Origin of the sequence: Petroclostridium xylanilyticum (assembly GCF_002252565.1) — a bacterium.
Lineage (GTDB): Bacteria > Bacillota > Clostridia > SK-Y3 > SK-Y3 > Petroclostridium > Petroclostridium xylanilyticum.
Genome location: NZ_NPML01000002.1, coordinates 118,854 through 141,770, shown reverse-complemented (window position 1 = coordinate 141,770; position 22,917 = coordinate 118,854). Strand labels below are relative to the sequence as shown.

Below are 22,917 nucleotides of genomic sequence, written 5' to 3'. Positions count from 1 at the left end.
TGCCATCCGAAAAGAATGGGGTATGCTATTCTCCTTCGTCAAAACTCTTTAAACGGTCTTTTACCTGTTTAAGCTGCTTTTCAAGGAACTCTTCCTGGTTTTTCAAGGCCGCTTTTTCATCATAAACTTGTCCATTCGGTATAGGCATAGTATAACCGTTTCTTGCCCATCCTGGAATTCCTGAAAGATAGAACATTCTTCTAAATCCTCTACCTCCGCCCATTCCTCTCCCGAATCCAACGCCACCATAGTTGGCAAAACCGGGCATTGCATAACCGGCGTAAAAAAGTTGATTTTAAGCAAATTAAATGATGGTGCATTGTTTTATCATATATTATCAACTCGTATCGTGCTGGTGAGTTTTCCATCAACAATCTTGATACCAGGCCTATCTTTTCAAACAATTGTATATTCAATCAAACCTCTTAAATGGACATCATCACCCACAAACTTCTTTCTTACTCTATCAGCAGCAGTATAGATGGGAACTGCGTCATCAATAGACTTAAATACATTTTCCTTTTGACGCTCCGGTAATCAAAACAGTCTTCATTCAAGCACCTTCTTTCAATCAAGTTATCATCTGTACCAGTTTGCTGGTATAACTTTCTTTTGGCGATTCAAAGATATCAGCCGCATGCCCATATTCGATAATTTTCCCTTTATACATTACATACACCCTGTCGGCTATCTTTTGAGCCAACGCAAGATCATGGGTGATATACAGCATGGCAAAGCCTTTTGTATTCTGCAAGCCCTTTAAAAGCCTCAATACATTGGCCTGCGTAGAAGGGTCCAGCATCGAACTGATTTCATCGGCAATCAGAAGCTTCGGCTCCATGACAAGACTCCTTGCAAGAGCCACCCTCTGCCTCTGTCCTCCGCTTAAGCTATAGCATTTTCTTGCAATAAACTCATCATCAAAGGGAAGTTGAACATCTTTCAATGCCTGTTTTACTTTTTCCGCTCGTTCCACCTTTGTACCAAGCTTTAATATATCCAGAGGTTCACTGATCACCTGTCTGATGGTCAAATGCTCATTGGTAGCCGAGAACGGGTCCTGAAAAACAATTTGTATTCCGTTTTTACGACATGTAGCACTATTTCCTTGAACCTTCTCTCCTTCAAACAATACTTCACCTTTATCTGCCGGCAATATTCCCGACAGGATACCGGCAAGAGTGGTTTTACCAGAGCCCGATTCTCCGATCAACACCACTACTTCCCCTGAACGGATTTCAATGTCGCAGCTTTCGCATGCCTTGACTGTCTTACCTTTAAATTCAAAGCTTTTATGTAGGCCTTCTCCACGAAGGAGAGTAACGATGCCTTTCCGGTTGCAGGCAACCCTCCTTTCAACCGAGACATACTCAAGCTGCGGCACTTTTGTCCTGCATTGCTCCACCTTTTGATTGCAGCGGTTATAAAACGGACATTGTCCTGTGCTGCTATTACCCTTTTCCCCCGGTATGCCCCACAGGTCGCGGTAGGGATTTATCGTCGGGGATGCATGAATCAATCCCCTTGTATAAGGGTGCATAGGGTTCTTCAAAACGTCCTTTGTAAAACCTTCTTCGACAATATGGCCGGAATACATCACTATTATTCTGGAAGTAAGCCTTGCTATAACCTGCATTTCATGAGACACAACCATCAAAGCAAATTTTCTTTCCTTGTAAAGCCTTAACAAGAGTTTAATAATCTCATCTTTTGCAACCACATCCAACGCGGTAGTAGGTTCATCCACAATTAAAACCTCCGGTTGGCAGGACAACGCCATTGCAATCAATACCCTCTGCCGCATGCCTCCGGAAAGCTGATGAGGATAATAGCTGCTCCATGAAGGCTCAAGCCCCACCATTTCAAGCAGCCGGACAACTCTTTTATATGCTTCCTGAGATTTAAGCCCGGTATGCTGATGTATGCACTCCGATATTTGCTCATATACCGTCAAGACGGGGTTTAACACATCCAGACTGTTTTGAAATACAATGGCAATCTTCCCCCAGCGGTAACAGTTCCGTTCCTTTTCCGAAAGCCTGTTCAAATCGGTATCCCCATAGTGGATTTGCCCTGTTACTGTGGCCGGTTTCTTTAAAAGCCCCATCATAGCCATGGCAAGAGAAGTTTTTCCACTGCCCGATTCGCCGATGACTCCGAGACTGCCGCCCCTTTCCAGATTGAAGCTAATATCGTTTACAACCGGAGTTCCGTTCTTATCCGTATTGTAGCACACTGAAAGATTCTCCACCCTAAGTATTGTATTTTCCATCATCCACCTCGTCATATCTTTGAATTGACTATTTTTTCAACATCCCTGCCGATAAATGCCGTGGCAGTAACCAAAAACGTAATTGCAGCAATAGGACTGACCACCCACCATTTCCAGTAGTCGGTAAAGTATATCCCTCTGAAATTGATGGCATGGTTTAAAACCAGTCCCCAGCTTTTTGAGGTAGGGTCTCCAAGTCCCAAAAAAGCCAGCCCTGCTTCTGCCACAATAGCTCTGCTTACAAGCCGGATTACATTTACCATGACAATGGGAAGTATGTTTGGCAGAAAATGCCTTATTGTCAGATGCCAAAAGTTAGCTCCGTAGCTTTTTGCCGCCGTTACATACTTTTCTTCTTTTACAGAAATGACCTTTGACCGGACGATTCTTGCCGGAATCGTCCAGGAAAACAGGGCCAGGACAATTATAATATTTCTGACACTTGGCCCGAAAAATGCTCCCAGTACAATCAGCACGGGCAAATCAGGGAGCACAATCATCATATCGGTAAGCCTCATAATAACTTTATCCGTCAAACCGCCAAAATATCCTGAAAATATGCCTATAAGACTCCCTCCGAGCCCTGCCAGCAAAGCTGTTCCAAACCCCACCATAATGCTGACTCTTGCACCAAAGCAGATTTGAGCCCACAAATCAATTCCCAAATCATCGGTACCCAGCCAGTGTACTAAGCTTGGAGACTCTAGAGAGCTTCCTGAAGGTGCGTTATATGGATGTAAGGATATACAATTTGAAAATATTCCTATCAATAAAAAAAGAAAAACAATTGTTATACCTATTTTGCCAGTGATAGAAAATTTTTTAATAATGTTATTGGACACACCTTTACAGGAAGTCCCCCTCTGTATATCTGAGGAATGTCCCCTTTTATATTTTATATGCTCCATTCAACTCACCCTAGGGTCTAATTTTACGTATAAGATATCTGCCAATAGATTCATGGTCAGAACCATAATTGCCATAAAAATAAATATTCCCTGGATTAATACATAATCCCTTACCATGACTGCTTCCCTCATCAACCTCCCTAGTCCCGGATAGCTGAATACATTTTCTACCAGAATAGCCCCTCCAAAAACAGCCCCAAGAGATAAAAATACCCTTGTTACAATGGGCAGCATTGCATTTTTAAGCGCATGCCGGAATATAATGCGCACCTTGTTCAGTCCCTTTGCTTTTGCCGTTCTTATATAATCCTTAGACAGCACCGAAACCATGCTGTTGCGTGACAGCAGATAGAATTCTCCCAACCGGGTCATTGATAATGTCAGTACAGGTAAAACAGCATGATGGATAATATCCATTGCCTTTTCAGCAGAGTTGTTATACTTTGCAAATGTACTCATACCGCCTGAAAGAGGGAATATTCCCAGCTTTGCGGCAAGTATGAAAAGAAACAAAATTCCTATTAAAAAAGAAGGTATTTCTGATATAGGAATCATTACAGCATAAATAACCTTGTCAGGTATTCCGTTCCGATGCCACGCCGACCAGCTTCCAAGTATTGTGCCCACCAGGCAGCTTAATATAATAGATGCAATAACAATGGATACTGTCCATGGTATTCTTTTGCCAATAATTCTAACCACGCTGTCATTATAGTAAATACTGTAACCTAGATTGCCTTTAAAAAGGTTTGTGATATAACTTGCGTATTGGACAAGCAATGGCTTGTCAAGTCCGTAATAAGCCTTGTATTTGTTTATTTGTTCCTCAGTATAGGTTACAGTAATCTGTCCTTCTGCTGATGATAAAAACGTGAAAGGGTCCCCGGGCATTAGTCTGGGGATAAAAAAGTTCAACGTTATTATGATAAAAAAAGTTATGAGATACTCGGAGGCTTTTTTCAGTAATCCTTTTCCCATTTCTTTACTTCACATCCAGGTAGGACAGTTTGTTGTGGGTTACTTCATGATGGTCGAACATATACTTCCACCCATCGTATTTAGAAGGTCTGTAAACAATGTACCCGGTTGTATTGTACAATGGGATTTGAGGAATTTCTTCAGCGATAAGCTCCTGAAGCTTGAATATTATATCTTTTCTTTTGCTCTGGTCCATCTCCTGCAATTGGAGCCTGCAAAGCCCATTTATCTGCTCATTGCTGTATCCCGGTATCCCATCCGCCGAAGGGCTCTGGTTGGACGTCTTTTCTTTTGCATACATGGTCCTCAAAAGGTCGGCATCACCGCCCCATCCGCCATGGCCATTCAAAACAATTTCATAATCTCCTTTCTTGACAGCGGCATCCCGCGTTTTCATATCTACGCTCTTCACGTTGATTTCTATTCCGACTTTTGCAAGACTGATTTTTAAAAGCTCCGCTATTCTTATTTCAGCATTTGAATTTCCGGTCAGAAGATTAAATGACAGCTTCCGTCCCTTCAATAAAGCCTTTGCTTTGTCGATATTGAATTGGTAGTTTTTAACACCCTTGTTGTACCAGATATGGTCCACCGGCAGATATCCGGCGCTTCCCGGCACAGCCGCTTTCCTTGCCACCTTTTCCACAAGCTCGTTTTTATCTATTGCATAGGCAAAGGCCTGGCGGATTTCCTTATCCTTCAATTCAGCCCTTTTCTCCATGTTGAAAATCAGGCGGTAACCCCAGAAGGCCGGGTTTTTCATCACCTTATATTCCCTGTTTCCCTCATACTTTGAAAGAATGTCGGGTGTAATTCCCGTAAGGTCGATTTCTCCTTTGTCAAAGGCAAGTACGCTGTCGCTGACCGGAATAAATTGAAGTATGTCTACCTTTGGCTTCGGCCCCCAGAAATCCTTAAAGGCCTCGTATTTATATGCACCCTGTTCTTTGCTGTAATCCTTAAGCACAAACGGCCCTGTGCCTATTACAGCCTCAGGCGTATTGAATTTCCGAGGGTCGTCTACCTTCTCCCAGATATGCTTAGGAATAATCCTTGTATTTCCTATTTTCCCCAGTATTATCGCCAGCGGTTTTTCCACCTTGATGCGTACCGTTTTTGCATCCACCGCTTCCACCGATTTTATAAAGCTTTTTCCGTCAACCGTCAGGTCGTTTGATACCGGAGGATGCTTTGCAAAATACTCGAATGAGAATTTTACATCCTCTGCTGTCATCGGCTCCCCGTCATGCCATTTAACATTTCCCTTAAGCGTAAACGTATATTCCAGTCCATCCTTGGAAATATCCCATTTCTCCGCAAGCCATGGTATATATCCTTTTTCTCCTCTTTCAAGCAGGCTGTCGAATATTAATGTCATTTTAAATACTCCAGGCCCTCTCGAGTAATGACTAAACGGTGTCGGATACCCCCAGTCTCCTCCCTCAAGACTAATAACGACTGGCTTACTCGACTCATTATCTTTATTAACTGTCCGTTCAGAATTGCTGCATCCTGCAATCCCTGTCAGCATTAAACCTGCCAATACTATTGCAATAATTATGTTTTTAACTCTCCAAAACATCTTTCCACTCCTGTCTCTTTCCTACCAACCTCTCGAATAGTCCTTGAAGCAGTCAAGGCAGACTTTTTTACCTTCACTGATTCTAATTTTGTGTTCGGGAGCGCCCTCTCCGCAGCTTTCACACACAATGGTGGTAAACAGTCTTGCCTTTTCCGGTATTTCAAAGGGCGGCTTCTTAAAATCAAAAATATCCTCGACCGGTGAGTTTAATATATACTCCTGTCGCTGTTTGCGGTCCATTTCGCCCTTAAAGGGCTTCAAAATCATCCGGAGGCTTTCGCCGCTAGTCCGGTTGAAAAAGCTGAAAGCCATTTTACCCGTACCCCTGTATATCAGGTTTCCTTTTCCAAAAGTACAACCTGTGATAACCTGGACTGCATCCACACCGCATGCATCGTTTTCAGTGACGCAAACAGTTTCTTCATCGGATGAAAATTTAATCCCCATCTTTTCCATAGCTGCTTCACAGGCCTTGAAGCCTATAGCAAGTCCGGGACACTCATGTCCGTGAAATTCAACTGATTTTTTCCATAATTCCTTATCCATTCTGATCCTCCTTAGAAAATTAAAAAACCACAAAAAGAGCTGTTCCTTACAGCATCCCTTCGTGGTTCCGTTATTGTTTAAATAAAAATCTATATTTTTCTAAAACCTTCTTGGTTTTAATTTCCTAAATATAAAATAGCACAAAAACACTGCCCTGTCAACCAGGTCGATAATATAACAGCTATGAAGAGTAAATTTTTCTTATAATGCCCTTCTAAGCTAAAATTGAATAACTATAATTTAAATATTTTCATATTTATTACATTTTGTTTTTTCTGTTTTTTGCTAGCAAGAGTACACCAAATTTCCTGATATGAATTTTTGAAATTGTGAAAAAAAAATCTTGCAAATCACGCCCCTTTCATATAACTGCAAACCCTTCATTTTCAATTTTCCAACGCTTTCGACCAAATGTTGCAATCTCCTCTACATTCTTTTTACTGGCTCTAATACTGCTAATATATATAAATTTGAGTTCTGCTGGGCTGCATAAGCTACCCGTTCCGGTAGAAGATATGTTTCCCTGTGAAACCTGCACCACGTGTCCTGTTGCTTTCTTCCAACTGTTCCAACTGGCTTGCTATTTCCTCTACTACAGTACCAATCTGTCTCGTAAATTTCAAAAAGCTCTCGTTAATGGTTTTCGCGCTTCTTTTATAATTGAACAACTTTTAGGTCTTACTTACTATCCTGCGCCTTTTTTCCTTCTTCAGCGATAAAGCCAAGAGTATCAAAGGGATTATTATCTGGAAGGGAATAGAATAGTAAGGCCAGACCTTTTCAGCCCAGCTAAGCATTTCAAGCACATTTTCGTATATCCATATTGAAAGTACCACACAAAAGGTTGTTATTGCTGTAGACAATTTCCTACAGTCACCGATTCCCAACACCTGGCTTAAAGCCTTTACCGCTGCATATATACAGACGGAAATCTTTGTCCCACCCCCTATCAGCAGGTTGATATCAACCAGCGGCTCTACGTTTAGACCTGGAATAAGTAGTGATGTTAAATGGGGCGTAAAAGTTGCTCTGTACATTAAATCACTCCCCAATACACTTATATCTCTGATAAAAATCAAAAGGCTCAATGCAACTATGAATAATACCGATAAAGCTGAAACCTTTTTCAGATTTCCTTTTTTGTTCAAATGTGGAAACAGCATAAGAAATGCGATTGTTTCTCCAAATGGAAATGTGATAAAAATAAAAGCTGCATTTAATACAGGTGCCATGCCATTTTCCAGTATAGGAAGGAAAGCTGTGAAATCATGGGTGGTTATGAGCGACAGGCTGATAATAAGGGCTATGATTGATATAATAGGTACAAACAGTTCACTTAACCTTCCCATAACCTCTATCCCGCTGTTTACTCCGTAAACCAATAAGACCGCAAAAATTCCAATAACCACTACCATAGGGGTTTCAGGAAATGTCACCGTGACTATAAACTCCCCAAAGTTCCTGAACACCAGAGAAGCCAGGTGGATAAAGTACCATATGTACAGGATGGCAACTGCATTCCCGATAAACTTTCCAAACCTGCCCCTTAAAATTTCCACCAGCGTTTTTGAAGGGTTCAATAATGCAATGGACACATAGACCCCTATCAGCAAAGCCCCCCCCACCCCTCCAAGGATGATGGCCAGCCATGCATCATTTTTTGCACTCAATGCAGGGTTTAAGATCACCGTGCTCCCGAAAAGAAAACCTATTAAAAGCAAGAATAATTGTATGCTGGATATTCTGGATTTTTCCATTACTTTACCACTCCAATCATTTTCAATATCCATTTTATCCATTGAGCAGGGCTGGCAGGCCTTTTGTTTGCTGCTAAGAGCAAGCTGACAATCAGGCTTGCTGCCATCAGGGAAACATAAATAGCAATGACTTTTATTGATTCTTTTCTCCTTATAAGTCTGGGTAGGTCATAAAGGACTAAAACTGCAAACACTGTCAGGATTACTATCATAGCTTTATCCACCCTTCTTCATCGGGCTTTTGATAACCCCTGTCCGTCTTATTTTGGCATCCACTTTAATGTCCACTGGCAGTTTGCTGAAAATTTCATTCCAGTCATCTTTTACCTTTTTCCAGTAATGCGGGTGATATTTATGCACCTGTGTGCCAAAACCGAAGATGTCGCTTGAATAATCCTTTTGTGCCTGGTCTAATGCCATTCTGATTTCTTTCTTTACTTCCTCAACTAAAACTTCCTCCAACTTGTGCAAGTCATCAGGCGAATCCAGTTTCCCTTTCCCTTCGTATTCTCCCAGATTTGCCTCAAGGCCCACCTGGATAGTTAACATGGCTGGTTCGCCATTTTCAAATTCTGCATTGACTTTTCCTTTTGACCGTATTACTTCCATGGAAATTTTACCGTTATCTGCAGGGATATTGACAATAGTGCTTTTCACTTCGCCAGTGGCGAACAAATATCCTCGTGTTGCATATGGGTCAAGCCAACCTGCCAGTTTTCCATCCCTGAAAACTGCAGCACCTTCCGTCCTGACCTCCTTTTCCCCTGCTTTTGCAACCTGACCGATGACGAGCTGCCTACCGCTGTTTCCCATATCTTTTATTAAGTCTATCAGCATTGTCCGCTTTACTTTTGCCCGTGAAACCGTGTTTTCCACTGTTTTTTTTATGTACACAGCTGGTATGGGATCTATGTCGGTTTCCATTTCAAGAATTTCTTTTGGTGTGACATCTCTTGCCACGAGGACATCCATTTCATATTCCACCTCATGGTCCCGCTGCAGAAAGTCCATTACTTCGGTAATTCCTTCTTTTGCAAGCCTTTCTCCAATAATTAAAACTTGAGTTGTACTTAAAAACAATCTATTATCAACTATAGACAGCATACTTCTTAAAGCGTCAAAAACCGTTTCACCTTCGTAAGATTCAACAAATACAGGTTTAGACTGTGCGCCTCCGCCTTTTCCTTTTCCTGAAGCCGTTGATTGAATAGCGGCGGGTTCTACTACCTGAACAGTCACAAGCACCTTCCCATCTTCCAACTTGTCTATCCCCAGTGCAGTAACCATATTAATTTCCGTCAAATCCCTGTTGTTCCAGCAACCAGTCAGGAGCAGAAGTACCACGCATAAAACGATAAATATAGCAATTTTCATAGCATCTTTAACTTTCCTACATCTCACTGTTTTAGCCGCACCCCCTGGCGTTTTATCCCTGCAGCACCTTTGGTTTTCTCCTGCCGCAGTATCCTCGGCCTTGTCACCATCGCCCAGATGGGCACCACAACCAAGGAATCTTTAAGGTCGGAAGCCGTAAGCGGTGAAAAAGGTGCCATATAAGGAACCCCAAAGGAACGCAGCCTGCAAAGGTGTATGTAAACAGCGACAAACACAAAGGATATTCCAAGGAAACCTAAAAAATTTGCCGCAGCCAGGAACACAAAGCGTAGTAACATGGTTGCCCTGATCAGTGGTGGAATGACAAAACTGCATATGGCTGTAATGGCGATTATAATCACCATAAGGTTGCTGGCAATACCTGCTGCAACCGACGCCTCTCCCAGTACAATGGCACCGACAACGCTCAATGCTTGGCCTATCGGCCTTGGCATACGGACACCCGCTTCACGGAGGAGTTCAAATGCCACTATCATTAATATTGCTTCAGTGAAGGGCGAAAAAGGTATCCCCTGCCGTGAAGCCGCTATTGTAATCATCAGCTTGAAGGGAATTACTGTATGGTGGAAGCCAACCAACGCTACATACATTCCTGGCAACAAATTCGATACCAGCAATGCAAGCAGACGTATCAGCCGCATAAAGGTTGCAAAAAAAGCATGGTCATAGTAATCATCTGAAGTTTGCAGAGACTCTATAAAAAGATAAGGGGCTGTAAGGACATACGGTGTCCCATCACAGAATATTGCCACCCGTCCTTCCAACAGCTTTCCTGCCAGTTTGTCACATTTTTCGCTGTTTCCCACCGTAGGGAAAAGGGATAGCCGACTGTCGGAAATAAACTGCTCGATATACCCAGAGTCGAGGATAGCATCGGTTTTGATTTTTTTGAGTCTTTCCCGCACTTCCTTGACAATCTCCTCATTGGCAATCCCCTTGATATAGCAAATGCAAATATCGGTTTTGGTCTGCTCCCCCAGTTGTATCATTTCCAGCTTTAGGTTAGGGTTTTTAATTCTTTTTCGTAAGAGTGTGGTGTTTATAAGCAGATTCTCGACAAAGCCCTCCCTCGGTCCACGCAAAGACACCTCTGTATCTGGCTCTGCTACCTGCCTGCCCTGTGGGGCTTTAACTCCGATAACCAATGCCCTGTTTTCTCCATCAATAAAAAGCAAGGCTTCTCCTGACAAAATATTGTCCACTGCCTGCTGCATATTTTCCGCTTTTTTAATGTCGTTGTTGTTGACAACACATTCTTTGAGCATCTCATATGTACGGCTTCTTTTATCCTGTAATTTTGCATTTGAAAAATAGTCAAGGATTGGGCGGACCACATCCTGGTTTAACACCCTCTTGTCTACAAAACCGTTGATATATGCCACCAGCATTTTGATGGAGCTGTCTTCTCCGCATGCAATTTCCCGAAGTAAAAAATCGCTGCATTCGGAAAACACTTCATTGAGTCGTGCTCTTACTGCTTTAATTGTCTGCGGTATGGGTTCATTTGTATCAATCATGGTAATGCTGCTGTCAGCGTTTTGTTTTACCATCCTGTTTCGTTTTCTTGTTTTCCCAAACATATCTTTATCACCCATGTTATAGTGTAACCAATACCTTTTTACCGCATACAAAGATAATTACTTTTAAGCAGCAGATAATGAAAAATGAACCTGTCGGTGCAAAACTGCAGGAGCATTATCCCGTATTTTTACATCCAATAGTCCTATTCCTGCCACTCCTTTTAGCTTCATACAAATTCTTATCAGCAAGTTCTATAGAGGTAAAACTATATTAACTTCTTTTCTTCTCACATATTCTGTCTATTATGAAAAGTACAATAGCCGGCACAAACAATCCAGACAAGAGAATCCTTCCTTCTCTTGTCTGGAAAAGTTCATAATACATCATCACCTTACAACTCCTTCAGAAAAGAGTTGATATTTATCCCATTTATTCCACCACATTCCATAAAATACACATTATATTTTACTACTTTATTTGGCATATTGCAAATATTAATTATTAGCAATATGCACATTCTATCCTCTTAAAATATCCTATACCATTATTTAAAAAGGTGGAGAAGAGGTGGATGAGAAGTGGAAGAAGAAATAAAAGATACGATTCTTGATAACGAATCTATTGGAAACAGGATACGGCAGGGGCGGGAAGCCCTTGAACTTACACGGGACCAGTTAGCAGAGCTTTTGGGCATATCCAGTTATTACCTCGGCCAATTGGAACGGGGAGAAAGGCAGATGAGCCTGCCCGTACTGGTGAAAATTTCTGAAAAACTTCATGTTTCTTTGGATTACCTGGTTTTAGGGAAAGATTCCCATGAAAGCCATGATACAACTGAAATCGAAGCATTGCTAAAGAAATGCTCCAAAAAAGAACTGGAACTGGTAATAAAACTTATTAAAACAGTCCTGCCTTATACAAATTAGCTGCCAAGTGGCAGTTTTTATAATTATCAATCGTCTTGAATTTTAAAAGGGACAGGATTGAACAAAAAGAACTAAAAAAATTAAGAATCGCCGATAATAAACCTGTGGAAACAAAACTTTCAGACTAAAATCCTGTCGCAGGACATATCCCGTTCCCAAAAACTGTAACAGGTTTCTTCCTTCAGAACATAAGTCTCGCCTTGTATTGTAGTAAAGCTGACCTTTTTTATTGGATCGACCACCCTTACGGTATCGTATAGGTTTTTGAATTTGGCTAAATTATTAATTACCTCCTCTAATTTTCCTTTAACCAACTGAACCACCCCTGAATAAATACATTACATTAGATTTTTCGACAAAATAATACCACATTTTTATAGCATATTAAAGCCCGAAAGACCGTACAAAGGCCACAATACCTTCCGGTGGCATCGGCTTGCTGATGTAATAACCCTGGATTTTATCACAACCCATATGCCTTAATTTTTCAAATTGTCTTTTGGTTTCAACCCCTTCCGCTGTTACTTTGTACCCCGATTTTTTTGCCGCATGGATAATTGATTCTACAATCACTTCGGTTTTTTCATCATGCAATAGCTTATCTGTAAAGCTTTTATCAATTTTTATTTCTGAAATTGGAAATAGGATCATATTTTTTATTGATGAAAAGCCCACCCCAAAGTCATCAAGGGAAATGTCCAGGCCTGTTTTCAGCATCCTGCCAAGAAATTTAACAATTCCTCCTTTGTCTGTCAATATCTGTGTTTCGGTAATTTCAAACTTGATTTTCCTATAATCAATATCAAATTTCCGCACCAATTCCTTAAATTTCGAGATAAAACTTCTATTCTTTTTCCCATAGTTTCAACTGTCTGAAAACACTCTCCATCACAAAATAGCCGATTCCACTTATCAGACCATTTTCTTCGGCTACAGGTACAAATTCAGCAGGAGAAACACTCCCGAGAGACCTGCTTTCCCATCTCAAAAGTGCTTCTGCCTCCGTTGCTTTCCCCCTGCTTATATCGAAAATCGGCTGATAATGGACAGAAAATTCCTTCTCATTCATACTTTTTCTCATTTCAGAAGTCAAAAGAAGTTTCCTCTTAATTTCGTCATCCATAGGCTTATCGTAAAAAGCCAATTGGCTTTTCCCATTGCTTTTTGCCTTAAATAAGGCAATATCTGCCTTCCTTATCATATCCTCCGCTGGTTCATTCCTTTTTTCTGGAATATATGCACCTATACTTATCGTTACCGATACTTCTTGTCCTCCAATGGAAAATGCCGTTGTTTCAAATTTCTTTATAACCTGTCGGGCTTTACTTATAATTTCACTCTCCGTGCAATGGTTTACTACAGCAATAAACTCATCCCCGCCAAATCTGAATACTTTCCCGTAATTGCCAACTTCATCCTCCAATCTGCTGCTTATATGCTTTAACAGGCAATCTCCAAATTTATGCCCGTAACAATCATTGATATACTTAAAATTATCCACACCCATAAATAATACTGCTGAAACAGCTTCTTCGGCTATGTATTTATATAAATATGCCCGGCCTGGTGTTTCTGGTAGAGAGTCAATGCAATCCTGCTTTTTTAACACGCCTGTGTTTATAAATTCCATAGTGTATACCTCCCCTTTCCTTCTTTCTGTTTAAGTTCCATTTGAAAAGGGAAGGTATCTTTCCCTTTTCATGGCAGAGTCATATATTAAATTTCCCCACTGTTTCTTTCAAGTTCAAAGCGATATTGCTCAAGTTTTCCGCTGTTAATGCCACCTTCTCCGAAGAAGCAGACAATTCCTGGGACGAGGCTGCCACTTGCTCTAAAACTGCAGAATTTTCCTGTGCAACAGCACTTGAAGACTCAATATGTTTTAAAATCTCTTTTTTGATTTTACAATTCCATCCATGCCGTGATATGTGTCGTCCATTAAAGGTGCTATTTTGTCTACCGATACAAGTATATCCCAAAAGATTTAACTGTATTTTCTACAGAAGACGTTTGAGAAACAATAAAATTTTCCGCGCCCTGTTTAATGGATGTAATGCGGATAAACATTTTTTTCTGGCTTGCAAAAACTGAATTTGCCTTGTTAACTACAATTTCCGCTTTTTGAGCATTCATCCCTACCAGTGAATCAATATTTTTTTTGGACATTTAGTGCCAGGTCGCCAAAAGCAGAGGCTTGGACCATGCTGACATCTCCATGGTCATTAAAAGGGTTGTAATTTTTGTTTTGTTTAATATAGATTTTAGTTTAAAGGCATTATTTTGAATCATTTTGACCTTCTCCTCTATTTTTCACTTTTGTACACTGTAACAATACCTATAAAATCAATGAGTAAGTCTCAACACCCTTATTAGCACTCATTAACTGCGAGTGCTAATAAATTATATCATATCCTCATTTATAAAAAAAGCAAAAAAAATGCAGTTATTTTGGAGTAATCCAAACTGCATTTGATAGGCTTATTTATGCTTAATTTTTCATTTTTTCTTATAAATTTTAATATAGCAGGGTATTTTCAAATCACTGATTTGTGTTTTATTAAATCCTCAATTCCTTTTGCAGGTAAAGGCCTACTGATATAATAACCTTGGATTTTATCACATGATAGACCTTTTAACATTCTGAACTGTTCCTCTGTCTCAACCCCTTCAGCAGTAACTTTTACCCCCAGTTTCCCTGCCAAATACTTGACTGTATCAATAATAATAAGAACTTTATCATTCTTCCCAATCATATCGATAAAAGACTTGTCTATTTTTATCTCCTCAATAGGGAAAAGTGTTATATAATTCAGGGAAGAATAGGCTACTCCAAAATCATCCAATACTATTCCTATTCCTAATCTCTTAATTTTTTCAATGATATCAGCATTTTTTACTGTTAATTCCACAATCTGTGTTTCTGTGATTTCAAATTTTATCATCGATGGAAGGACGTCATATTCCTTTAACATATCCTCAATAAAATTCAATAAACAACTGTCCTGCAGTTGGGCAGCCGATATATTTATACTGGTAATCAGCGGATACCCTTTTTTGCACCATTGTGAACACCTGTTAAAAGAGTTTTTTATAAGCCATCTCCCTAGCTCAATGATAAACCCTGTTTCTTCGGCAACCGCAATAAATTCGCTTGGGGGAACACTCCCCAGTTCGTAGTTTTTCCATCTTGTAAGCGCTTCTACCCCGACTATCTGTCCGCTCCTTATATCAAGCTGCGGTTGGTACTCCAGATAAAGCTCGTGATTGTCAATAGCTTTTTTTAAATTGGAAATAATTCTTGACTTTCTTTGAAAATTCTTATAAAAAACCTTATCATAATACTTATATGTATTTTTTCCGCAAGACCTTGCTTCATAAAGCGCGATGTCTGCCAATTCAAGCAGCTTGTCAAGCTCTACAGAGTGTTTTGGATACAAAGCTATTCCTATATATACTGTACTTGAAACCTCATAAAAGTTTACCTTAACATAGTTCTTGAATTTTTTTATAATACTTTCCGCAAGTGCAGATGCTTTTTCTTCCTGCACCTCATCATAAGGGACAATTATAATAAAACTCTCCCCATCAAATTTGAACATTATCCCCTTATCATTGATACATCCCTTTAAGATTTCAGCAGATAATTTGGAAAATTCATCTATGAACCTGTGTCCGGTATATATGCCGTTTATATATTTTAAATTTTCAAATTCTATAAGCATAAGTGCAAAATTTGTAATTCCATATTTTTTGTTGTTTAGCTGTAATTTCCTAAAAAGTTTGTATAAGCAATTCCTGTTTGGAAGTCCTGTAATATGGTCATAATAAATGCTTTTATTATGTATGGCAAAATCAAATAGTTCTTCAAATTTCATCATTTTTTCTGTATGTCGCTCTCCTTGGAAAGATATTAAATCAAAGCTCAAAATATTAAACTCTCTTCTTCAATTTGTTAGCCTCTCTTATATTGGTATTTTGTTCAAGCTTTGGCACCCATCCAAAATGTCCAACAGCTCAATATTATTTTTTAGTGAGCTTATAAGTTCGTTCATCTGCTCAACCTCACCTATCCCCTCATGGGATGCAAGCGCTATTTTTTCTACAAAGGATAATATCTCCCATTTCTTTTTGTCCATTTCTTCTCCACTCGACTTTACAGTTTCAATTTCTTGTATGAACGATGATAATATGCCTTGAATTTGGTCAAAAATATCTTTTGTGCTTCCTACTATGTCCCTCTGTTCATAATTTACAGAAATAGCCCCTCGTACAGCCATATCCGCATATTCGTATTGTTTTTGGATACTGGATATTAGGCCATTTATACCTTTTGTAAACTGTGTTGTCTGGGCAGCTAATTTCCTGACTTCTTCTGCTACAACCATAAAGCCTTTTCCAGCATTGCCAGCCCTTGCCGCCTCAATGGCAGCATTTAGGGCTAGAAGGTTGGTTTTCCTTGCAATATCATCTATATCTTCCATAATAGCAGCAATCTCCATATCCTTTTTTCTGGCAGCAACAATAGCTTCGCTAACCTGTTTAAACGATTCTTCCGCATCTTTCTCTTTTTCTATTAACCTGCCTATAACGCATACTCCCTGGTCCCTTAGCTCCTGTGCTTTTAAAGAAAGCCCAAAAAGGCTGTCAGTTTTTGCGATAACATCCGAAATGTTTTCTGACAGCTCCAATGCCTTTTGGTAGCATAATTCCATGTCGCCTGCCTGCACTGTTGAATTTTCAGCTATCCTCAATGCTTTACCCTGGATTTTATTAATTCCATCATCAAGCTCATGCTTTTTTATTTCAATTTCCTGTACATTTTGTTGGGCACATCTTAAAATTTCACTCCTGCAGTCTTGCAGTTCCCTTATATGTTCCAGCAACAGTTTCAGGCCTTGACTTCCAGCTGAACCTGTCCCTTTTGGGAGTCCAAGTTCAAGCCATATTTTCTCAACGGTTTCAAAGCTTTTTAATACATATATAAATTCCTTTGCCACAAACAGTACAACAACTGCCTGCAGGAGCAAAAAAGCAACCAGCAACACCCTGTAAGGCCAAAAAATACATATTACACCATTTATAGCAATCGCAAGAAGCAGCGCTGCAAATAAAACTTTTGCCACTTTAGTCTCCATAGCCATCCTTCTTCCTTCTTGCAGAGTATTTTGACACAATCATGGCTAATAATTTAGCTGGCTTTATATCCTTTATATAACCGGCAATTTTCTTGAAGGTCTGACTATACCCTGCCTTTTTTACATATTTTTTCAGTTTTGAGTCCCAAACTTTGCTTATAGACGCCTTGCCGATAAAATCAATTGCACCGATAAGGAGGGCTTTCCTGACGGTACTTTCATCACCTTTTGAGCTTACGATAATAATCCTGGCGCAGGGGTCAATCTCAAGTATCCGCTTGGTTGCCGCTAACCCATCCATGGTCGGCATTTCAATATCCATTGTCACCAGGTCGGGTTTCAAAGAAATATACTTCCCAACACCATCCTGTCCGTCAGCAGCTTCGCCTACAATGATAAATCCCAAATCCTTGAGCCTTTTCCTTATAATTTTGCGCCATACTGCCGAATCATCAATAACCAAAACAGTTGTATTTCTACCCATGAAGCCCACCATGTCAAATATTCAAAATTTTCCTTATATCAAGGAGCATGATAAATGCTTTTTGGGTTTCCGCAACCCCATACACATAATCGGCATTAAAGTCCCTGTCTACCATGGGAGGCTTTATATCTTCTGGCAATAATTCCATTACCTCCATAACCTGGTCAACTATAAACCCGACTTGCGTGTCTTCCCTGTTCAAAATGATAATCCTGTTTTTACTGTCATTCGTTCCGTTTGCCGTAAGTTTTTTCCGCATGTCGACAATGGTAATGATTTCCCCTCTTAAATTCATCAATCCGGTTATGTCTTCATCCAAATACGGTATCGGGGTAATTTCGGATATTTTTACTATCTCCTTTATTTCAGACACATTAACCCCATAGCACTGGTCTGCAAGTTTAAAAATGATATATTTGTTGGATTGTTCTAGTTCATCATCTCCTTCATACCTGTCAGGATTATCCGTGTTTAGCCTTATTGTGGACAAATTATTTTTTGTTTCTGAATCCTTTCCTGCATTATCAATACTTGGCGCTTCGTTTACAAAAGACTGGTAATCAATATTTTTATCTTCGCCCGTCTTGACTTCATGTACCAATCCCTGCAGCAAGTCAACTCCTTTCAAAAGGTAATTTACTACTTGTTTATTTGCTTTAGCTGTACCATTCCGCAAATCATCAAGTATATTTTCCATCACATGGGCTGTTGCTACTATTTTATCCAGTTCCAAATAATCAGCCGCACCTTTAATGGAATGTACCGCCCTGAAAACAGTATTCAAAAGCTCATAATCGCCACTATCCTGTTCGATGATCAAAAGGCCGTCCTCCAAGGTTTGCAGGTGTTCCATTGCCTCGTCAATAAAATCATTTTTAATTTCCTGGTATTCGCTTGAATTGAATTCTTCCACTTTTACCACCTCTATTTCAAATATTTATCAATGCTTGACAAAAGTTTTTCCGAAGATACTGGCTTCTTTAAATACAGGTTTGCGCCTGCTGCCAAAGCTTTCTCTTCTTCGGCTGGGTTGGTGGTCAATATGAATATAGGCATGCGTTTATATGAAGGCATCTTCCTTAACTCTCTTGTAAACTGTATGCCGTCCATTTTTGGCATGTTCAGGTCAGTTATGACCAGGTCACAATGAGTGCTGCTTATTCTCTCCAGAGCTTCCAATCCATTTGACGCCTCCACAACCTGGTGTCCCCCTCTGGCAAGCGTGCCCACAACAATTTTCTTTATCATGTCAGAATCGTCCACAATGAGTATTTTTGCCATTTTTCAACATCCTCCTCAACCTCTCATTTCAATGGTTTCCTATAGGCTATATCATCGCCCATCCTTAACATTTCAAACGCCCTGGTTATCCTCAACATGCTTTCAGAGTGTCCAAGTATTATATACCCCCCTGGCATTAAAGCATCATAAAATCTTTCAACTACGCTTTTCCTTGAATCTTCATCAAAATATATCAACACATTCCTGCAAAAAATTACATCTATATTTCTAAAAAACGCCATCTGGTGCGAATCAAACAGGTTTAAATGCTTCAACCTAACCATATCCTTAATATCCTGGTTAATTGTATACATATTTTTTAAAGCATCGTGTCTGAAATATTTTTTTTTAATATCCTCCCCCGTGTCCATCAAGGACCGCGGGAAATATTCGCCAACCCTTGCAAGTTCCAGCACCCTTAAGCTTATATCAGTCCCATATATGTCAATATCCCAGTCTTCTATATACTCGAGCCGTTCTTTCAGTATGATGGCGATGGTATATGGTTCTTCTCCGCTTGAACATCCCGCACTCCATATTTTCAGCCTGAAATCACCTGAATTGGCTTTCCGCGTCAGCAATTCAGGCAGCATATGATACGAAAAAGTATTAAGCTGCGGGATATTCCTGAAAAAATATGTCTCATTTGTTGTGATGAGTTCGGCCAACTTATTGAATTCACCGTTTTTGTCAACCTTCAGCATATAATAATATTCAATAAAGGACTGCACTTTCAGCTGGTTCATCCTGACAAACAGCCTTTTTTCCAGGTAATCTTTTTTTGTATCATCAAAATACAGCCCGCTTTTTTCATATATGTATTCCCGTATATGCTTAAATTCATCATTGCCCAGTTTCTTCAGCATTTCCATTTATCCCCCATCGTATCTTTTCTGCAGCTTCAATTGCGGCGATAGATATATCCATATTCGGGCTGGCAATTAACTTTTCAAGTAAAGGCTCAAATTCTTCCCTTCCCATGTCAGAAGCAATCCCGATAACATTTATGAGCATACTGTCTTGAAGCATGGCGTTTTCCAGCAGTTGTCCAACCGCATCCACCACCCTTTGGTCCTGATATCCTGATTTCAAAAGTATTTCTGTTAATACATAGTACCTGGCCTCATCATTGAACTCACCGTACAGATGGTAAATTCCGTCCAGGTCTAATTTATCATCAGGCCATGAGCCAAGCAGCTTGATTGTCTCAATAATCCTGCACTTTTTCTTTAACAGCCCTACAAGCTGCGGATACAGATCGTATATGTGTTTTTGCTTTAAAATGTCCAATGAAATCCCGACATATGGCTCGCAACCGTTTTCCAGCACATCTGCCAGTATATCCTTTGCAGTGCAGCTGTCAAAAAACTTTACGCATTTGAACAGGTTTATATGGTAGTCGTCAACAACAGTGCAATTTTTTATAGAATCTTTAAAGACAGATACCATAGTTTCATCAAACAGCGTCCTGCCCAATATTGCTATGGCAGCCGGCGCTTCCAGCCCGGCAATATAAGAGACCAGCTTGTTTTTTTGCGTTTCTTCACCGAAAATTATCGTGCTTTTCAAATTGTATATGATATCACTGTTATTTAATATATTAGCAATAAATTCAACTTCTTCCATCCTGGATATCGAAAGCACTGCATCAACCACCTGCATTTGCAGCTGCAGCATAATCCTCTCATATAATCCAATTAAGTCTTCAACATGTCCTCCATCGCCCTTATCTCTCATTATTTTGAATATTTCTCCATATATTCCTGTTTCTGTTTCCCAAGGCATATTTAATATGTTGGAAAAGGTTATGCTGTCTCCTATCCTTGAAAGCACATCAAGGATTGTGTATTGTACCCATTGATGGGAGACGGGCAGCATTTCCACCAGAAGTCCAGCAACACTGTTGTCCCCGATATTGCCCAGCGCTTCAACAGCACCCTGTACAACATTTACATCTTCATCCTCAAGGCGCTCAACCAAAGGTCCAACTGCTTGCTTGTCACCTATGCTTCCAAGTATATCGACAATAAACTTCCTTACATTCCTGTCCTCATTTCCTGTCTGTTGTATAATTAACTCTACATCCTGCCCTCCGATTGCCATTAACACTTCAAAAGCAAAATTCCTTATGTAAGCCTCGCCATGACCGAGCAGTCCCAGCATAGCTGACATTAGGTAACTTCCTCCCATCTGTTTGAGGCTTTCCAATAAAACATCTTCCACCATCTTATTCTGGTTATTCAATAACACTTGGACCAGCCTGTCAATTACAATGGGTTCATTGTAGTTTACAAGCTTCCTTATTGCTTCTTTTTGTACAATATAGTCATTGCTTTCCAGATTTTTTAACAATAATTCTTTATCCACTAAAAACACTCCTTCTATCCTGCTATCCTGTCAATCAAGCCTACAGGCTCAAGCATCAGCACCACTTTGCCGTCGCCAAGGATGGTTGCCCCCATGATGCCTTCCACCATCCCGATGTATTTGTCCAGTGGTTTCACCACTGCTTCCTGTTCCCCCAACAGCCTGTTTACAATTATTCCAACTTTAGAACTACGATACTGGACAACTACGGTATACAGGTGTTCATCATCATATTTTGCTTCCAAACCAAGCATTTCACCTAAACTGAATATAGGAACGATTTCCCCGTTCCAACTAACGATTTTCTTGTTGTTCACGGTCCTGATGTTTGATGTTTTAACCTTGAATGTCTCAACTACCTTGTCTATGGGCACCAAATAAAGCCTTCCGCATGCAAATACCATCAAGGACTTGACAATGGCTACAGTAAGCGGTATCTGGATTATGAATTTGGTCCCATAACCTTTTTTGCTCTCAATCTTGATGTTCCCTTTTACAAGGGATATATTCCTGCGGACAACATCCATCCCTACTCCTCTGCCAGAAATTTCACTTACAGTTTCTGCAGTGGAGAAGCCGGGCCTGAAAATATAGTCCATTATCTGGCCCTCATCCATCATCTCAATTTCCTCTTTAGAAGCAAGCCGGTTTTCAAGGATTTTTTCCTTTATTTTTCCGACATCGATACCCCTTCCGTCATCTTCCACCTCTAAATAAACAATGTCCCCTTCGGTATATGCTTTGATGGTTATCCTTCCCTTTGCAGGCTTGCCATTCACTGTCCTCTCTTCAGCTGCTTCAATGCCATGATCCACACAATTCCTTACAAGATGCACCAACGGGTCAGAAATCTGTTCCAGCACCGTTTTGTCCAGTTCCGTATCCTCGCCTTTGATATCAAGTTCTATCTCTTTGCCGCATTTTACAGCCAAATCCCTGACAATCCTCGGGATTTTCCTGAAGACCGTCTTTATAGGGAACATCCTAAGCTGCGTTATTTGTTCCTGCAAATCAAAAGATATCCGTTCGAGCTGGGATGTCCCCTTTTCAAAATAATCTATTACAGTCTGAATATCCTTGTCTGCAACCCGGAGGGATTTAAACATATTCAGGACTTGCACCACCTGCGCTTTGCAGGTTACAAGCTCCGCTGCAAGGTTGCTCAATATATTTAGTTTGGCTATGTCTATCCTTACCGAATCGGCTTTTGTGTTCTTATTCTCTTCCTGTCCTGCAACGCTGTCATTGTGAGCCATTTCCTTACCATTTCCAACCTGTTCCAGATTATAAATGCCAACAGCGGCATCAATATCATCCATTAATACTTCCTGGATAAAGTATGTATCAATACCGCATTCATTGGTTACAAGGCCATCCATCAGTTCTTTCAATGCTTGCAGCACGATATCACCTTCCAGGAAAAAGCGGTATTCACAGTTGTCTTCATCAAGTCCGTCACTGCTTAAGTCCGGCAATGTGAAAAGGACGCTGTATTTTTCTTTCAATCCTTTCAATATTTTTGCTGCTGTTGCGCTTTTAAATTCAGCTTTTGCATCGAGAAGGAGTTCTACCTTGAAAATTCTTACACCCTTCTGTATCAAATCTTCCAAAATCCGTGCGTACTCCATTCCCCATCCTCCTTCCAATTTCTATTTATCCTTTGAAGTATAGACAGCCAAACTTGAAGTTAAAAATTAACACTAACTACAAGGCTGGCTTGATATAGGAGTCCAACTGCGTTATTATTTTTAATTTCAAAGTTGGA

At 40.2% G+C, this 22,917-nt stretch carries 27 protein-coding genes; 1 reads left to right on the top strand and 26 read right to left on the bottom strand.

Translation table 11 applies throughout. From position 1 onward, the window contains the following. Positions 1–25 precede the first annotated feature (25 nt). The 13 genes from CIB29_RS18470 to CIB29_RS19405 form a co-directional block, all read right to left on the bottom strand. Positions 26–268 (bottom strand): DUF5320 domain-containing protein, encoded by a 243-nt coding sequence (locus tag CIB29_RS18470; protein WP_157910169.1) that lies wholly within the window; start codon positions 266–268, stop codon positions 26–28. Beyond that, positions 210–368, bottom strand: coding sequence for a hypothetical protein (locus tag CIB29_RS18335; RefSeq protein WP_242965024.1), 159 nt, complete (start codon positions 366–368; stop codon positions 210–212). Before CIB29_RS18335 ends, CIB29_RS18470 begins: the two co-directional genes overlap by 59 nt. A gap of 203 nt (positions 369–571) precedes the next feature. Next, positions 572–2,272, bottom strand: a complete 1,701-nt coding sequence (locus CIB29_RS00840) for an ABC transporter ATP-binding protein (RefSeq protein WP_094545829.1) — start codon at positions 2,270–2,272, stop codon at positions 572–574. A gap of 11 nt (positions 2,273–2,283) precedes the next feature. Next, positions 2,284–3,180 (bottom strand): ABC transporter permease, encoded by an 897-nt coding sequence (locus tag CIB29_RS00835; RefSeq protein WP_094545827.1) that lies wholly within the window; start codon positions 3,178–3,180, stop codon positions 2,284–2,286. Next, positions 3,181–4,158: an ABC transporter permease gene (locus CIB29_RS00830; RefSeq protein ID WP_094545825.1), complete on the bottom strand. Its 978-nt coding sequence runs from the start codon at positions 4,156–4,158 to the stop codon at positions 3,181–3,183. A 4-nt stretch (positions 4,159–4,162) separates the two neighbouring features. Then, positions 4,163–5,740, bottom strand: a complete 1,578-nt coding sequence (locus CIB29_RS00825; protein ID WP_094545823.1) for an ABC transporter substrate-binding protein — start codon at positions 5,738–5,740, stop codon at positions 4,163–4,165. A gap of 21 nt (positions 5,741–5,761) precedes the next feature. Beyond that, positions 5,762–6,286: an FmdE family protein gene (locus CIB29_RS00820; protein WP_094545821.1), complete on the bottom strand. Its 525-nt coding sequence runs from the start codon at positions 6,284–6,286 to the stop codon at positions 5,762–5,764. Positions 6,287–6,780: 494 nt separating this feature from the next. Continuing rightward, positions 6,781–6,954 (bottom strand): hypothetical protein, encoded by a 174-nt coding sequence (locus CIB29_RS18790; protein WP_198543686.1) that lies wholly within the window; start codon positions 6,952–6,954, stop codon positions 6,781–6,783. Between the two features lie 3 nt (positions 6,955–6,957). Next, a complete protein-coding gene (locus tag CIB29_RS00815; protein ID WP_198543685.1) occupies positions 6,958–8,076 on the bottom strand; it encodes a GerAB/ArcD/ProY family transporter in 1,119 nt (372 codons plus the stop codon). Next, positions 8,043–8,255, bottom strand: a complete 213-nt coding sequence (locus tag CIB29_RS00810) for a hypothetical protein (protein WP_094545817.1) — start codon at positions 8,253–8,255, stop codon at positions 8,043–8,045. The genes CIB29_RS00815 and CIB29_RS00810 overlap by 34 nt, the downstream gene beginning before the upstream one ends. A 4-nt stretch (positions 8,256–8,259) precedes the next feature. Next, on the bottom strand, positions 8,260–9,444 hold the full coding sequence (locus tag CIB29_RS00805; protein WP_094545815.1) for a Ger(x)C family spore germination protein: 1,185 nt from the start codon (positions 9,442–9,444) through the stop codon (positions 8,260–8,262). Further along, positions 9,441–11,033 carry a spore germination protein gene (locus tag CIB29_RS00800; RefSeq protein WP_094545813.1) on the bottom strand — a complete coding sequence of 531 codons (1,593 nt, stop codon included), beginning with the start codon at positions 11,031–11,033 and terminating at the stop codon, positions 9,441–9,443. The genes CIB29_RS00805 and CIB29_RS00800 overlap by 4 nt, the downstream gene beginning before the upstream one ends. Positions 11,034–11,081: 48 nt before the next feature. Further along, positions 11,082–11,207 (bottom strand): hypothetical protein, encoded by a 126-nt coding sequence (locus CIB29_RS19405; protein WP_278335794.1) that lies wholly within the window; start codon positions 11,205–11,207, stop codon positions 11,082–11,084. A gap of 330 nt (positions 11,208–11,537) precedes the next feature. Here CIB29_RS19405 and CIB29_RS00795 point away from each other — a divergent pair, with 330 nt between their 5' ends. Continuing rightward, entirely contained in the window at positions 11,538–11,885 is a 348-nt protein-coding gene (locus CIB29_RS00795; RefSeq protein ID WP_094545811.1) for a helix-turn-helix domain-containing protein, read from the top strand. A gap of 119 nt (positions 11,886–12,004) precedes the next feature. On the opposite strand, the gene CIB29_RS00790 is transcribed toward CIB29_RS00795, so the two are convergent. The 13 genes from CIB29_RS00790 to CIB29_RS00735 all read right to left on the bottom strand — a co-directional run bounded on the left by CIB29_RS00790 (position 12,005) and on the right by CIB29_RS00735 (position 22,780). Beyond that, the gene (locus CIB29_RS00790; RefSeq protein WP_094545809.1) at positions 12,005–12,199 is read right to left on the bottom strand and encodes a hypothetical protein; all 195 of its coding nucleotides are present in this window, start codon (positions 12,197–12,199) and stop codon (positions 12,005–12,007) included. Between the two features lie 70 nt (positions 12,200–12,269). Continuing rightward, complete coding sequence (locus CIB29_RS19400; RefSeq protein WP_157910166.1) at positions 12,270–12,701, bottom strand: EAL domain-containing protein; 432 nt, start codon at positions 12,699–12,701, stop codon at positions 12,270–12,272. A 28-nt stretch (positions 12,702–12,729) separates the two neighbouring features. Next, on the bottom strand, positions 12,730–13,515 hold the full coding sequence (locus CIB29_RS19395) for a diguanylate cyclase domain-containing protein (protein ID WP_094545804.1): 786 nt from the start codon (positions 13,513–13,515) through the stop codon (positions 12,730–12,732). A gap of 326 nt (positions 13,516–13,841) precedes the next feature. Then, positions 13,842–14,051 carry a hypothetical protein gene (locus CIB29_RS00775; protein ID WP_094545802.1) on the bottom strand — a complete coding sequence of 70 codons (210 nt, stop codon included), beginning with the start codon at positions 14,049–14,051 and terminating at the stop codon, positions 13,842–13,844. Then, positions 14,052–14,174, bottom strand: coding sequence for a hypothetical protein (locus CIB29_RS19390; protein WP_278335791.1), 123 nt, complete (start codon positions 14,172–14,174; stop codon positions 14,052–14,054). Positions 14,175–14,419: 245 nt separating this feature from the next. Further along, positions 14,420–15,763 (bottom strand): putative bifunctional diguanylate cyclase/phosphodiesterase, encoded by a 1,344-nt coding sequence (locus CIB29_RS00770; protein ID WP_094545800.1) that lies wholly within the window; start codon positions 15,761–15,763, stop codon positions 14,420–14,422. A gap of 84 nt (positions 15,764–15,847) precedes the next feature. Continuing rightward, positions 15,848–17,020, bottom strand: coding sequence for a methyl-accepting chemotaxis protein (locus CIB29_RS00765; RefSeq protein ID WP_157910164.1), 1,173 nt, complete (start codon positions 17,018–17,020; stop codon positions 15,848–15,850). Continuing rightward, positions 17,010–17,504: a response regulator gene (locus CIB29_RS00760; protein ID WP_094545796.1), complete on the bottom strand. Its 495-nt coding sequence runs from the start codon at positions 17,502–17,504 to the stop codon at positions 17,010–17,012. The genes CIB29_RS00765 and CIB29_RS00760 overlap by 11 nt, the downstream gene beginning before the upstream one ends. 13 nt (positions 17,505–17,517) lie before the next feature. Continuing rightward, on the bottom strand, positions 17,518–18,417 hold the full coding sequence (locus tag CIB29_RS00755) for a chemotaxis protein CheW (protein WP_094545794.1): 900 nt from the start codon (positions 18,415–18,417) through the stop codon (positions 17,518–17,520). Between the two features lie 11 nt (positions 18,418–18,428). Continuing rightward, a complete protein-coding gene (locus CIB29_RS00750; protein WP_094545792.1) occupies positions 18,429–18,785 on the bottom strand; it encodes a response regulator in 357 nt (118 codons plus the stop codon). Positions 18,786–18,808: 23 nt separating this feature from the next. Further along, complete coding sequence (locus CIB29_RS00745; protein WP_094546010.1) at positions 18,809–19,651, bottom strand: CheR family methyltransferase; 843 nt, start codon at positions 19,649–19,651, stop codon at positions 18,809–18,811. Beyond that, entirely contained in the window at positions 19,629–21,152 is a 1,524-nt protein-coding gene (locus tag CIB29_RS00740; protein WP_094545790.1) for a HEAT repeat domain-containing protein, read from the bottom strand. Before CIB29_RS00740 ends, CIB29_RS00745 begins: the two co-directional genes overlap by 23 nt. A 14-nt stretch (positions 21,153–21,166) precedes the next feature. Then, the gene (locus tag CIB29_RS00735; protein WP_094545788.1) at positions 21,167–22,780 is read right to left on the bottom strand and encodes a chemotaxis protein CheA; all 1,614 of its coding nucleotides are present in this window, start codon (positions 22,778–22,780) and stop codon (positions 21,167–21,169) included. Positions 22,781–22,917: the final 137 nt, after the last annotated feature.

Excerpts from the sequence above, each read along its gene's own strand:
- CIB29_RS18470 (WP_157910169.1), bottom strand. The coding sequence starts at position 268 with ATGCCCGGTTTTGCCAACTATGGTGGCGTTGGATTCGGGAGAGGAATG.
- CIB29_RS18335 (WP_242965024.1), bottom strand. The coding sequence starts at position 368 with ATGGAAAACTCACCAGCACGATACGAGTTGATAATATATGATAAAACA.
- CIB29_RS00840 (WP_094545829.1), bottom strand. The coding sequence starts at position 2,272 with ATGGAAAATACAATACTTAGGGTGGAGAATCTTTCAGTGTGCTACAAT.
- CIB29_RS00835 (WP_094545827.1), bottom strand. The coding sequence starts at position 3,180 with ATGGAGCATATAAAATATAAAAGGGGACATTCCTCAGATATACAGAGG.
- CIB29_RS00830 (WP_094545825.1), bottom strand. The coding sequence starts at position 4,158 with ATGGGAAAAGGATTACTGAAAAAAGCCTCCGAGTATCTCATAACTTTT.
- CIB29_RS00825 (WP_094545823.1), bottom strand. The coding sequence starts at position 5,740 with ATGTTTTGGAGAGTTAAAAACATAATTATTGCAATAGTATTGGCAGGT.
- CIB29_RS00820 (WP_094545821.1), bottom strand. The coding sequence starts at position 6,286 with ATGGATAAGGAATTATGGAAAAAATCAGTTGAATTTCACGGACATGAG.
- CIB29_RS00815 (WP_198543685.1), bottom strand. The coding sequence starts at position 8,076 with ATGGATATTGAAAATGATTGGAGTGGTAAAGTAATGGAAAAATCCAGA.
- CIB29_RS00810 (WP_094545817.1), bottom strand. The coding sequence starts at position 8,255 with ATGATAGTAATCCTGACAGTGTTTGCAGTTTTAGTCCTTTATGACCTA.
- CIB29_RS00800 (WP_094545813.1), bottom strand. The coding sequence starts at position 11,033 with ATGGGTGATAAAGATATGTTTGGGAAAACAAGAAAACGAAACAGGATG.
- CIB29_RS19395 (WP_094545804.1), bottom strand. The coding sequence starts at position 13,515 with ATGGAATTTATAAACACAGGCGTGTTAAAAAAGCAGGATTGCATTGAC.
- CIB29_RS00775 (WP_094545802.1), bottom strand. The coding sequence starts at position 14,051 with ATGTCCAAAAAAAATATTGATTCACTGGTAGGGATGAATGCTCAAAAA.
- CIB29_RS19390 (WP_278335791.1), bottom strand. The coding sequence starts at position 14,174 with ATGATTCAAAATAATGCCTTTAAACTAAAATCTATATTAAACAAAACA.
- CIB29_RS00770 (WP_094545800.1), bottom strand. The coding sequence starts at position 15,763 with ATGATGAAATTTGAAGAACTATTTGATTTTGCCATACATAATAAAAGC.
- CIB29_RS00765 (WP_157910164.1), bottom strand. The coding sequence starts at position 17,020 with ATGGAGACTAAAGTGGCAAAAGTTTTATTTGCAGCGCTGCTTCTTGCG.
- CIB29_RS00760 (WP_094545796.1), bottom strand. The coding sequence starts at position 17,504 with ATGGGTAGAAATACAACTGTTTTGGTTATTGATGATTCGGCAGTATGG.
- CIB29_RS00750 (WP_094545792.1), bottom strand. The coding sequence starts at position 18,785 with ATGGCAAAAATACTCATTGTGGACGATTCTGACATGATAAAGAAAATT.
- CIB29_RS00745 (WP_094546010.1), bottom strand. The coding sequence starts at position 19,651 with ATGCTGAAGAAACTGGGCAATGATGAATTTAAGCATATACGGGAATAC.
- CIB29_RS00735 (WP_094545788.1), bottom strand. The coding sequence starts at position 22,780 with ATGGAGTACGCACGGATTTTGGAAGATTTGATACAGAAGGGTGTAAGA.